The sequence below is a fragment of the Rhodanobacter sp. OK091 genome, assembly GCF_900142825.1.
Classification (GTDB): Bacteria; Pseudomonadota; Gammaproteobacteria; order Xanthomonadales; family Rhodanobacteraceae; genus Rhodanobacter.
The window spans coordinates 424,461-437,280 of the sequence record NZ_FRCH01000002.1 but is presented as its reverse complement, the minus strand read 5'-3'; the positions used below and the strand labels follow the sequence as shown (position 1 = coordinate 437,280).

Below are 12,820 nucleotides of genomic sequence, written 5' to 3'. Positions count from 1 at the left end.
GGTAGGAGCCCACCAGTGGGCTCCTACAGGGGTGGGGTTACACGACCCGGCGGGCGGCCTTGGCGTCGTCCGAGCGCAGCATCTGGATCTGCTCCAGATAGCGCTGATCGAGGCCGGTGACGTATTCGCCCGAAAAGCACGACGTGTCGAACTGCTTCAGGTTTTCGTTGCCGTCCTGCACCGCCCAGATCAGGTCCTTCAGATCCTGATAGATCAGCCAGTCGGCACCGAGCATCGTCTCGACTTCCTGCTCGGTATGGCCGGCGGCGACCAGCTCCGAGGTGGAGGGCATGTCGATGCCATAGACATTCGGATAGCGCACCGGCGGCGCGGCGGAAGCGAAGTAGACGTTCTTCGCACCGGCGTCGCGGGCCATCTGGATGATCTGCTTCGAGGTCGTGCCGCGCACGATCGAGTCATCCACCAGCAGCACGTTCTTCTTGCGGAATTCCAGCTCCACCGGATTGAGCTTGCGGCGCACCGATTTCACCCGTTCGCCCTGCCCCGGCATGATGAAAGTACGGCCGATGTAGCGGTTCTTGACGAAGCCCTCGCGAAACGGCACGCCGAGCGCGCCGGCCAGCGCGCTGGCGGCGGTGCGCGCGGTATCGGGAATCGGGATCACGGCGTCGATGCCGTGATTGGGCCGTTCGCGCAGGATCTTCTCGGCCAGCTTCTCGCCCATGCGCAGGCGCGCCTTGTATACCGAGACGTCCTCGATCATGGAGTCGGGCCGCGCCAGGTAGACGTATTCGAAGATGCATGGCGTGTGCAGTACGCGCTCGGCGCAGTGGCGGCTGTGCAACTTGCCCTGGTCGGTGATGATCACCGCCTCGCCCGGCATGACGTCGCGCACGCGCTTGAAGCCGAGCACGTCGAAGGCGACCGACTCGGACGCCACCGCATACTCGCGACCTTCCGGAGTGATCCGCTCGCCCAGCACCAGCGGACGGATGCCGTGCGGATCGCGGAATGCGATCAGGCCGTAACCGAGCACCAGTGCCACGCAGGCATAACCGCCGCGGGCGCGTGCATGCACGCCGGCGACTGCCTTGAAGATATGGTCCGGGGTCAGCTCCATCCGGTCCTGGATCTGCAGCTCGTGCGCCAGCACGTTCAGCAGCACCTCGGAGTCGGAATCGGTGTTGATGTGGCGCCGGTCGTCCTCGAACATCTCGCGACGCAGCACGTCGGTGTTCACCAGGTTGCCGTTGTGCGCGAATGCGATGCCGTACGGCGAGTTCACATAGAACGGCTGCGCTTCGGCGGAGCCTTCCGAGCCGGCCGTCGGATAACGGCAATGGCCGATGCCGATGCGCCCGCGCAGGCCGCTCATCGCGGTCTGGTTGAACACGTCGCGGACCAGACCGTTGCCCTTGTGCAGGCGCAGCCGCGAGCCATCCACCGTGGCGATGCCGGCCGCATCCTGGCCGCGATGCTGCAGCACCGTCAATCCGTCATAAAGCGCCGATGCCACTTCGGTGGTACCGACGATGCCGATGATTCCGCACATGGTGTGTTGCCTGCTTCAGGATGTTGCGTTTAGAAAGTCGTGCTCAGAAACTTTTCGGTCGCCCGGCTGCACTGGTGGCAGCCGCCGGCGCCACCTTGTGTTCCGAGGTCGTTGCCGGAGCGGGCCCCGCGCCCGATATGGGGGCAGGCAGCGATCTCGGCAAGCTGGGCAGATGATCGAGCACCGCCGATGGATTCAGGTGGTCGCGCACGCTGGGTGGCACCCGCTGCTCGAGCCAGGCCGCCACGTGCTGGAACTGCGGCAGCAGCGTCGACTGCTGCCACCACGGGTCTCGCGTGAACGCGGTAAAGCCAACCAGGAATACCAGCAGCGTCACCAGCAGCACGCCACGGGCAAAACCGAAAATCATACCGAGCAGGCGATCGGTGCCGGACAAGCCGGTGCTCTGGATCAGCTTGCCGATCACGAAACGCAGCAGCGCGCCGAGTATCAGCACCGTCACGAAGCAGATGCCGTAGCCGACGATGATTCGTGCCGACGGCAACTCGATGATGTGCTCGAAATGCGCCGCGACCACCGGCCCGAAGGTCCAGGCCACCCAGAACGCGACGATCCAGATCGCCAGCGCCAGCACTTCGGAAATGAGTCCCCGCCACAGCCCGATCAGGACCGAGATGGTGAGCACACCGATGATGATGTAGTCGGTCCAGTTCATCCGCTCACCTGTCCGGTTCGTATGCTGGCGCGTGCATGATGCTCAAGGCACCGAAACAACGTTGCCTTCGATGCCCAGCTTGGCCTTGATCTGGTCGTGCACGCGAAGTGCATCGGCACGCTGCGTCTGCGGACCCGCGCGCACACGCCATAGCTGCTTGCCTGCGGACTGCACCGTATCGACGAAGCCATCGAAACCGTTCGCGCGCAACTTGTCGCGCAGCGCATTCGCATCGGCCTGGCTGCTCATCGCGGCCAGTTGCACCGCCCAACCGCCGGCCCTGGCCGTCGCATGGGCTGCGGGTGCGGGTGCGGCTGAAGTGGCGTCGTCGCCGCTGGCATCCTGCTGCAACCGCGCCGGCACACCGGGAATCGACTGGGTGATTTTCAGGCGCGCCGCTTCGGCGGCAGCGCGCGTCTCGAACGGCCCCGCGATGACCAGAGTGCGCGGCTGGCCGCCCTGGGTGATCGAATGGCCCGCCACCGGATAGCCCAGCGCGCGCACGCGGCTCTCCAGACTCGCGGCGCCGGCCGCATTGGCGTAAGCGCTGAGGTTGACCGCGTAACTGCCATGTCCGACGGCGGGAGCGGCCGCCGCTGGCGTGGTCGCCGCAGTCTTGGGCACGACAGCCGCCGGCTGCGATTTGGTCGCGGGTGCGCTGGCGGCTGGCGTGGTGCGCATCGGGATCACCGCCTGGCCCGGCGACGTGCCCGAACCGGTGGTCACCGTCGTCGTCGCCGGCTTCTTGCCGGCCTCGGGGTCGGTCTCCACGTCGCGTGGACGATTCGAGCCGATGTTCACTGTGGCCAGCTGATCGCTCGATACGGGCGTGGCCGCGGCGGTCGGTGCCTTTGGCGCGGCGGCGGCGGCGGAGGCAGCGACAGCGGGCGTGCCGACGGGCGCATCCGGGTTCAGGCTCATCGTCTTGGTCTGCAGGTCGCGATCCGGCGCCGGCGGTATCGCCAGACTCACTGCCTGGTCCCCACCGGGAGCTGGCGGCGTGCTGGAGAAGAACATCGGCACGAACAGGATCAGCAAGGCAATCAGGACGGCAGCACCCAGCAGGCGTGTATTCAAGACTTCACTCCAAGGCGGCAAACGCGGCACGCAACGACGCGATTATACCTGTCTGCGCCGGATGCCCGGTCAGATGGCTCACGTGTTGCGTTCAGCGACGATCGCGCCAGCGACGAAAAACGAGCCGAACGCCAGAATGCGCTCCCCCGGCTGAGCTGTCGCACGGGCAGCGGCCAGCGCGGTCGCCACGTCGGCATGCGCATCGAAGACCGCCTGCGGCAAGGTCTGTTGCAGGATCCCGGCCAGCGCCTTCGCCGCCAGACCGCGGGGGGTCGCCTGGTCCAGCCCGGCCAGATGCCAGTGGTCGACGCGCGCACCGAGTGCGCCGATCACCCCGGCCACGTCCTTGTCGGCCAGCGCTCCGTACACCGCATGCACGCGTACGGCGGGCTGGCTATCCAGCCATTCAGCCAGCGCGCGGGCGGCCTGCGGGTTGTGGCCCACGTCCACGATCAACGCCGGATCACCGCCCAGCGACTGCAATCGCGCCGCCACACGCACCTCATGCAAGCCCGTGCTGACCGCGGCGAAGACATCCTTCGACGCGAAGGACAGGTCATCCGCCCACAATGCATGCAGCGCCGCGATCGCCGCCGCCGCATTGGCGAACTGCACCGGGGCCGCCAGTGCAGGATCGGGCAGCTCCATCGCCGTACCGTCGCGGTGTTGCCAGCGCCAGCCGTCGGCATGGCGTTCAACGTGAAAATCGACTCCCGCGCGCTCGACCCGTGCACCGCGTGCAGCCAGCGCGTCGAGCAGCCCTGCCGGCGGATCGAGTTCGCCCACGATCGCCGGTCGCCCGGCCCGGGCGATGCCTGCCTTTTCGCGGCCGATGCTGTCGCGGTCCAGCCCCAGCCAGTCCATGTGATCCATGTCCACCGTGGTGATGATCGCCACATCGGCGTCGATGATGTTGACGGCGTCCAGCCGCCCACCGAGCCCCACCTCCAGCACCGCCACGTCCAGTCCGGCACGCGCGAACAGGTCCAGCGCCGCCAGCGTGCCAAACTCGAAATAGGTCAACGGGACGGCATCGTCCGAAGGCGCGCCGCGCGCCGCCTCGATCCGCTCGAACGAGGCAATCAGCGCAGCGTCATCGGCATTCGCGCCATCGATCCGTATGCGCTCGTTGTAATCGACCAGGTGCGGCGAGGTGAACGCGCCGACACGCAAGCCGGCAGCGGTCAGCATCGCTTCGAGCAAGGCCACGGTGGAGCCCTTGCCGTTGGTGCCGCCCACCGTGATCACCCCACGCGCGGGAGCAGGCGCCCCCATCCGTTGCCACACTTCACGCACCCGGTCGAGGCCCAGCTCGATGCTGCGCACGTTGACGCGTTCCTGATACGTCAGCCATTCGGCGAGATTGCGGGTCATGCGATGACTTTGTGCGGGCGGATCGAACGGCATCCGCACGACAGCGCGGACAGGCAGGCGCAAAGTCTAAAGCATTGCTTCAGGCGAACAGATGGTGCAGCACGATTTGTTTGGCCCCGGCCTCACCCGCCTGTATCTGCCCCTACAGCGGCGCCTTGCGCAGCCGCAGCGCGTTGCTCACCACCGAAACCGAACTGAGGCTCATCGCCAGTGCCGCAATCATCGGCGACAGCGTGATGCCGAACCACGGATACAGCACGCCGGCCGCCAGCGGTACGCCGACCGCGTTGTAGATGAAGGCGAAGAACAGGTTTTGCCGGATATTGCGCACCGTCGCCCGCGACAGCGCATGCGCCCGCATGATCGCGTCCAGCTCGCCCCGCACCAGGGTCACCTGCGCGCTCTCCATCGCCACGTCGGTGCCATTGCCCATCGCAATGCCGATATCGGCTGCCGCCAGCGCGGGGGCGTCGTTGATGCCGTCGCCGGCCATGGCTACGCGGCGACCATCGGCGCGCAAAGCGTTCACCACAGCGGCCTTGTCCGCCGGAGACACATCCGCATGCACCTCGTCGATATCCAGCTCGCGTGCCACCGCCTGAGCGGTGGTCGGGTTGTCGCCCGTCAGCATCACGATGCGCAGGCCGGCTGCGTGCAGCGCCTTGAGCGCTGCCGGTGTACCCGGCTTGATCCGGTCGGCCACCGCCAGCAAGGCAGCCAGGGTGCCATCGACGGTCAGGAACATCACTGTGGCACCCTGCCCGCGCAGTTGTTCGGCGCGTACGCTGGCGGCATCTGCCATCGCGATGTGCAACTCCGCCATCAGCTTTGCATTACCCACCGCCACGGCGCTGCCATCGACGTTTGCGCTGACTCCACGACCGGTCAGCGACCGGAAATCCGTCGCGGTCAGCGTCGTCACGCCCTCCGCTTCCGCCGCCATGACAATCGCCCGCGCCAGCGGGTGTTCGCTAGCCCGCTCAAGCGCCGCAGCCATCGCCAGCAGGCGCTCGCGCGATCGACCATCCAAGCTGACCAGTTCGATCAATGCCGGCTTGCCCATGGTCAGCGTGCCGGTCTTGTCCACCACCAGTGTGTCGATCTCGCGCATGGCTTCGATCGCGCTGGCGTCCTTGAACAGCACACCGTTCTGCGCGCCACGTCCACTGGCCACCATGATCGAGATCGGCGTGGCCAGGCCCAGCGCACACGGACAGGCGATGATCAGCACCGACACCGCCGCGATCAGCGCGTGCGTCATCCGCGGCGCCGGCCCCAGCAATGCCCAGGCCGCGAATGCCAGCAATGCGATCACCACCACCGCCGGCACGAACCACGCAGCCACCCGATCGGCCACACGCTGCAGCGGTGCCTTGCTGCGCTGCGCCTGCGCCACCAGCGCGACGATCTGCGCCAGCATCGTCGCGCCGCCGACTTTCCGTGCGCGCATGATCAGCGCGCCGTCCTGGTTCACCGTGCCGCCGGTGAGCGCATCGCCTTTCGCCTTGGCCACCGGCATCGGCTCGCCGGTCAGCATCGACTCGTCGACATGGCTCTCGCCGTCCAGCACCACGCCATCGACCGGCACCTTCTCGCCGGGACGCACGCGCAGCACGTCGCCGACATGCACTTCGTCCAGCGGCACATCGGCTTCGCTGCCGTCCGCAGCTATCCGCCATGCGGTCTTCGGCGCCAGGCCGAGCAGCGCCTTCAGTGCCGCGCCGGTGCGCCGGCGCGCACGCAGCTCCAGAAAATCGCCCAGCGTGACCAGGGTGACGATCACCGCCGCCGACTCGAAATACACCGCGACCCGGCCATGCATGTCGAGGAAGCCGGGCGGGAATATCCCAGGCAACAGGAACGCCACCGCGCTATACAGCCACGCCACGCCGGTACCCAGCGCGATCAGCGTGTACATGTTCGGACGCCATGGCGTGAGCGAGCGCCAGCCGCGTGCGAAGAACGGTGCACCGCCCCACAGCACCACGATGCTGGCCAGCACCGCCTCGACCCAGCCCGCCGCTCCATCCCATGGCGCGGGCAGATGCCAGCCGAGCAGATGCGGCCCCATCGCCAGCACGAATACCGGCACGGTCAGCGCCAGCAGGGTCCAGAAACGCCTGGTCATCGAAGACAACTCGCCGCCATCGTCCTCGTCCAGCGTCGGCATCATCGGTTCCAGCGCCATGCCGCAGATCGGGCAATGACCAGGGCCGATCTGCTGGATCTCTGGATGCATCGGGCAGGTGTAGACGGTACCGGGCGGCACCGGCGGTGGCGCCGCGCGCTCTTCCAGATAAGCGGACGGAGCGGCCACGAACTTCTCCCGGCAACGCGCGGAGCAGAAGTAATACCTGCGGCCATCGTGCTCGGCGTGATGCTTCGCGGTCAGCGGATCCACCGTCATGCCGCACACCGGATCGACCGCGATGCCGGCCACCGGTTTGCCGCTGGCAGCGCAGCAGGAACCGTGCCCGTTCATGGCTTCACCTCGGCATCGTTCAAGGCGCGCAGGATCGGACATTCCTCCGGCTTGCCATGCCCCGGACACGACGCCACCAGCTGCGCCAGTCCGTCACGCACGCGCTGCAGTTCGGCGATGCGCTGCTCGATCGCCGCCAGCCGCTGCTGCGCGCGCTGCTTCACCGCCTTCACCCCGCGCTGGCGATCCGCCGACAGCGTCAGCAGCTCGCGGATCTCCTCCAGCGTGAAGCCCAGCTCCTTGGCCCGCCGGATGAAGCGCAACTGCGCCACCGTGCTGTCGCCATAACTGCGATAGCCCGAGGCACGCCGCTGCGGCTCGGGCAGCAGGCCCTCGCGCTCGTAATAACGGATCGTGTCGATCGCCACGCCGACGCGCTTGGCGACGGCACCGATGGTCAGGGGGGAGGTTTGCATGTTCATGCCGCCTACTCTAGACCATTGATCTAGGTCCAGAGTCAAGAGCCTGCGACATGAGGCCTCTTCATGGGAGCGTTCAGCCTTGCGGGCCCGTAGAGGTGGGGTTGCCTATGCCTTTTAGGGTGCCGGAACGGCCATGCCCATCCCGCTCACTGGGCGTATAGTCCGTCCCAGCAGCACGCAGGGGGGGGCGGGCTTTATTGGGACACTACGACAGTCTCGATGCATCAACCCGCAGTTGATCTGTTTCCTTAAACGACGTTTTGCACAGATTGCATCACTGCTTTCGCTTTTGGCCGGAAGGCCGTTCGCAAGCCTGTGACGCGTGAGTTGGCGGGTCCCGCTCGTGGCCTCAAGGAGATAGCCATGTTCGATCTAGCCGGGCAGCAGCTGAACGATCTATTGGAAGCCATGCCGGATGCGATTGTCATGGCTGACTCCGGCGGCCGGATTTTGTTCGCCAACTCGCAGGCCGAGCGTGTTTTCCGCTACGCGCGCGACGAGCTTGTCGGGCAATCCGTGGATATCCTGCTGCCCGAGCGGTACCGAAGAGCACATGCCGGTCACCGCAGCGGATTTTTTGCGCAGCCGCGCACCCGCGCGATGGGAGCAGACCTGGAACTGTACGGCCGCCGCAAGGACGGCGAAGAATTTCCGGTGGAAATCAGCCTCAGCCCCATCGTGATGGACGGGAGCACGATGGTCATGAGCGCCGTGCGCGACATCACCGTGCGCAAGCGCGCCGAGGAAAAATTCAGGGACCTGCTCGAGTCGGCGCCCGATGCCATGGTGATCGTCAATCGCCATGGTCTGATCGAACTGGCGAACTCGCAGGCAGTGTCCCTGTTCGGCTGGAAGCGCGAAGAGCTGCTTGGCCGGCCGATCGAGATCCTGGTGCCGATACGTTACCGCAACCGGCATCCCGACCACCGCGCGGGTTTCTTCGCGCAGCCGCGGGCCCGCAACATGGGAACCGGACTGGAACTCTTCGGCCTGCGCAAGGACGGCACCGAATTCCCTGTCGAGATCAGCCTGAGTCCGCTGCAGACCGAGAGCGGGCTGCTGATATCCAGCGCGATTCGCGACGTCACCGAACGCAAGCAGGTCGAAGCCTCGCTGCAGGAGGCGAACCGGCTGAAAAGCCAGTTCCTGGCCAACATGTCGCACGAGCTGCGTACGCCGCTGAACGGCATCATCGGCTTTTCGCAACTGCTGGCGGACGGCAAGGCCGGTCCGCTCGGAGACAAGCAGAAGGAGTTTCTGGGCGACATCCTCAACTGCGGCCAGCATTTGCTGCAATTGGTCAACAACCTGCTCGACCTTGCCAAGATCGAGGCGGGCCGCATGGAGTTGCAGGAGGAGGATTTCCCGCTGCCGCAGGCCATCGGCGAAGTCTGCGCGGTGCTCTCGCCACAGGCCGACGAGAAGCGGATTGCGGTGACCACGACCATCGCGCCGACGCTCGACCATGTCAGCCTCGACCGTCACAAGTTCAAGCAAATCCTGCTGAACCTGCTTTCCAACGCGGTCAAGTTCACCAACTCCGGAGGGCGCGTGGATATCGGCGCTGCACACCTTCCTGGCGGGGAATTGCAACTCCAGGTAACGGACACCGGCATCGGTATGGCGACCGAAGATCTGAGCCGCCTGTTCGTCGAATTTCAGCGGATCGAGCGCGGTGCTGCGAGCCGCCTCCAGGGTACCGGGCTAGGTCTTGCATTGACCCGGAAGTTGATCGAGATCCAGCACGGCACCATCACCGTGCAAAGCGAGCTCGGACGTGGCACCACAGTCACGGTGTTGCTGCCGGCTCAGGCGCAATTGGCATGAAGCAGCGCATCCTCATCATCGACGACAACCCCACCAACCTGAAACTGGCGTTGTGCGTACTCGAACTTGAGGGCTATCGGGTGGATCAGGCGGTCGACGCCGAGCAGGCGCTGGTCTTCCTTCGCGATACTGTCCCCGACCTCATCTTTATGGACATCTCGTTGCCCGGCATGGACGGCTTGACCCTCACGCGAAAACTCAAGGCCGAGGATCGCTTCAAGCATGTACCCATCGTCGCCCTCACCGCCTACGCGATGAAAGGTGACAAGGAGAACGCGCTGGATGCCGGCTGCGATGGTTACATCGCCAAGCCGATCGACACCCGCGCGTTTCCCGCGCAGGCTGCCGTCTACCTGCAGCGAGCCGGCTCCGGATGAAAATCCTGATCGTCGACGACGGGCCGACCAACCTCAAGCTGCTGCGTCTCCAACTGGAGGAGGCGGGGCACGAGGTGCTTGAGGCCGTCAACGGCATCGAAGCGCTCAAAATACTCGAGCGCGAGACGGTCGACGGCGTGGTGTCCGACATCCTCATGCCGCGCATGGATGGCTACCTGCTCAGCCTGGAGGTGAGGAAAGACAAGCGCTTCAGCCACCTCCCGCTGGTGCTCTACACCAGCACCTACAACTCGACCACCGATCGCGAACTGGCACGAAATGCAGGTGCCGATGCCTACATCTCGAAGCCAGCCCCTACTGACGTCATCATTGCCGCGCTGCAAGCGGCCATCAATATGCCGCGCAGTGCTGCCACTTCGTCGGCACCAGGCGAGATCGAGTCACCGATCCTTCGACAGTACAGCGAGACGCTGGTGCGCAAACTCGAGGACAAGAGCACCGAGCTCGAGCGCGCATGCCAGGGTCTGGCGCAGACGGAGGCGCGCCTGTCCGGCCTGATCGAGTCGGCGCTCGACGCGATCATCGCCTTCGACGAGCAACAGAAGATCATGCTTTTCAACGCGGCCGCCGAGACCATGTTCGGATGCGAGCGTGCGACGACCCTGCACAGTCCACTCGGTGAATTCTTCCCCCCACCGCTCTGTGACGCGCTGATCGGCGAGCCCGACCCAGGGCAGAGCGGGCCGCGCCTGCTGCATGCCCGGCGGCGGGACGGCAGCGAATTCACCATCGAAGCAACCGTCTCCAGCCAGGACAGCTCGCAAGGCCGGCTCTACACGATGTTCATCCGCGACATCACCGAACGCGACCGCATCGAGCGCGCCTTGCATGAGAGCGAGGAACGCTTCCGCAGCATCATCGAGGCAAGCCAGGACTGGATCTGGGAAGTCGACCGCGAAGGCCGACTGATCTACACCAACAACGCCGTGCAACATATGCTCGGCTATTCCGCCGACGAATTGCTGGGCCACAACGTGGCGATGCTGATCCACCCCGAGGACCGCGCCAGCGTCGTCGAACGCATCCCGTCCTTTCTCGAATACCCGCGGCCATGGCGGCGGCAGCCGCTGCGCTGGCGGCACCGCGATGGCGGGGTGCACATTCTGGAGAGCACGGCGAACCCGGTACTGGACGTCGATGGCCGTGCCATCGGTTACCGCGGCGCCAACCATGACGATACCGAACGCCTCGCCCAGGAAGCCAGGATCAACCGGCTCGTCCACATCCATGCGGTACTGAGCGCCATCGGCAACATCGTGGTGCGGGCGTCGGACCGCAGCGGACTGCTGCACAACGCCTGTCGTGTCGCCGTCGACCAGGGCGGATTCAAGGCGGCATGTATCGGCGAGGGCACCGCTGCCGGCACGCTGCGCGTAGCTGGGAGCTATGGCGACACGGCCATTCTGCAATCGGTCGCGCCGGACGATCCCATGCCCGTCAACGCACCTGGCCGCTATCATCAGCACCCCGGCATTCGGGCATTCCGGGAAAAGCACAAGATCGTCATTGGCGATTTCGCCATGGCGGATGTTCCCGCCGAGCTTCGCGAGGAAATGAAACAGGCCGGCGTCATGTCGGAGGTGGCCTTGCCCTTGGGGGGCGCCGAACCCTGGGGCGTCCTGACACTGTTCTCGGAATCCGTGCGCGACTACGACGAGGAGGAAATCGGCCTGCTCGAGCGGCTGGCGGAAGAAATCGATCACGCCGGTGATTTCATCGCCAAGAGCGAGCGACTGGAATATCTCGCCTACCACAACCCGGTGACCGGCCTGCCCAACCGGAGTGCGTTTCGCGAACAGGTGCAGTCCATGCTGGCCTGCGGCCCGGTGATCGTCTGCGTGCTGGATATCCGGCGCTTTGCCTACATCAACGACTCGCGCGGCCGCGCGTTCGGCGACCACTGCCTGGAACAGGTCGGCATACGCCTGCGCCGCATATTCGCCGCTACCGGTTTCGTGGCTCACCCCGAGGGCTGCACCTTCCTGCTCGCCTATCCCATCACCGACCGACTCAGCGCGGAGATAGAGCGTCTTCACGCGCAGCTGCGCAGGTTCGAGAACCAGGCTTTCACGATCTACGGCGAAGAGATCTACATCAACCCGCAGGGCGGCGTCGCCATCGCGCCGCAGCATGGCGACAACGGCGAAATACTCGAACGCAACGGGATGTCCGCGCTGGCAGAAGCCGAGCGGCGCGACGAACTGCTCTACGTGTTCAGCGAGAACCTGCAAGGCCGCGCCACCCGCCGGCTGAAACTTGAGCATGATCTGCGCCACGCTCTCGATCAAGGTGAGTTCGAACTGTTCTACCAGCCCAAGTTCCTTGCCGTCGACAACCGGCTGCTCGGCGCCGAGGCGCTGCTGCGCTGGCGCCGTCCAGGCGAAATGGTTCAGCCTGCCGAATTCATATCCGTGCTGGAAGAGACCGGGCTCATCGTGCCAGTGGGGCAATACGTGCTGCGTGATGCGCTGGCCCACGTCGTGGATTGGCGCGCCCGCTACCAACCCGGCCTGCGGATCGCGGTCAACGTGTCCGCGCGTGAACTGCGCTACAGCGGCTTTCTCGACCAGTACCGCGCGATTCTCGAGCCTCACCGCGCCGACCAGGGCATCGACATCGAGATCACCGAGAGCCTGCTGATGGACGATATCGAACACAACGTCCCGCTGCTCGAAAAGCTGCGCGAACTCGGCTGCCACATCTCCATCGACGACTTCGGCACCGGCTACTCGTCGCTCAATTACCTGACGCGCCTGCCTGCGGACGAGATCAAGATCGACCAGTCATTCGTCGCCACGCTGACGCAGAGTCCGGAGACCATGGGCATGATCACCAACATCATCAACCTGGCTCATTCGTTGTCGCTGCGCGTGGTCGCCGAGGGCGTCGAGACCGAAGAACAGGCCAAACTGCTGCGTCTGTTGCGCTGTGACATCCTGCAAGGCTATTTCCTCGGACGGCCGATGCCGGCCGACGTGTTCGAGGAAGTGTTGGCGAATTTGTCGGCGTGACCGGGATCGACAACATGGGGTCCAAGCCACGGTGGTCATC

The 12,820-nt window shown here is 65.4% G+C and carries 9 protein-coding genes; 3 read left to right on the top strand and 6 right to left on the bottom strand.

Going from position 1 to position 12,820, the window contains the following annotated elements; translation table 11 throughout:
- Positions 1-37: 37 nt before the first annotated feature.
- From purF to BUA26_RS11490, 6 genes are all read right to left on the bottom strand, one after another.
- Positions 38-1,513, bottom strand: coding sequence for an amidophosphoribosyltransferase (gene purF / locus BUA26_RS11515; RefSeq protein WP_072760855.1), 1,476 nt, complete (start codon positions 1,511-1,513; stop codon positions 38-40).
- 43 nt (positions 1,514-1,556) lie between these two features.
- On the bottom strand, positions 1,557-2,189 hold the full coding sequence (locus BUA26_RS11510; protein WP_072760854.1) for a CvpA family protein: 633 nt from the start codon (positions 2,187-2,189) through the stop codon (positions 1,557-1,559).
- Positions 2,190-2,231: 42 nt separating this feature from the next.
- Positions 2,232-3,266, bottom strand: a complete 1,035-nt coding sequence (locus BUA26_RS11505; protein WP_072760852.1) for an SPOR domain-containing protein — start codon at positions 3,264-3,266, stop codon at positions 2,232-2,234.
- A gap of 78 nt (positions 3,267-3,344) precedes the next feature.
- Complete coding sequence (gene folC / locus BUA26_RS11500; protein ID WP_072761554.1) at positions 3,345-4,640, bottom strand: bifunctional tetrahydrofolate synthase/dihydrofolate synthase; 1,296 nt, start codon at positions 4,638-4,640, stop codon at positions 3,345-3,347.
- 142 nt (positions 4,641-4,782) lie between these two features.
- Positions 4,783-7,122, bottom strand: a complete 2,340-nt coding sequence (locus BUA26_RS11495; RefSeq protein ID WP_218587811.1) for a heavy metal translocating P-type ATPase — start codon at positions 7,120-7,122, stop codon at positions 4,783-4,785.
- Positions 7,119-7,544 (bottom strand): heavy metal-responsive transcriptional regulator, encoded by a 426-nt coding sequence (locus tag BUA26_RS11490; protein WP_072760850.1) that lies wholly within the window; start codon positions 7,542-7,544, stop codon positions 7,119-7,121. Before BUA26_RS11490 ends, BUA26_RS11495 begins: the two co-directional genes overlap by 4 nt.
- A gap of 363 nt (positions 7,545-7,907) precedes the next feature.
- Here BUA26_RS11490 and BUA26_RS11485 point away from each other — a divergent pair, with 363 nt between their 5' ends.
- Genes BUA26_RS11485 through BUA26_RS11475 form a run of 3 tightly spaced genes read left to right on the top strand, consistent with a single transcriptional unit; the run spans position 7,908 to position 12,780 of the window.
- Complete coding sequence (locus BUA26_RS11485; protein ID WP_072760848.1) at positions 7,908-9,371, top strand: PAS domain-containing sensor histidine kinase; 1,464 nt, start codon at positions 7,908-7,910, stop codon at positions 9,369-9,371.
- Positions 9,368-9,748 (top strand): response regulator, encoded by a 381-nt coding sequence (locus BUA26_RS11480; RefSeq protein ID WP_072760846.1) that lies wholly within the window; start codon positions 9,368-9,370, stop codon positions 9,746-9,748. The genes BUA26_RS11485 and BUA26_RS11480 overlap by 4 nt, the downstream gene beginning before the upstream one ends.
- On the top strand, positions 9,745-12,780 hold the full coding sequence (locus BUA26_RS11475) for a GGDEF/EAL domain-containing response regulator (protein ID WP_072760844.1): 3,036 nt from the start codon (positions 9,745-9,747) through the stop codon (positions 12,778-12,780). The genes BUA26_RS11480 and BUA26_RS11475 overlap by 4 nt, the downstream gene beginning before the upstream one ends.
- Positions 12,781-12,820: the final 40 nt, after the last annotated feature.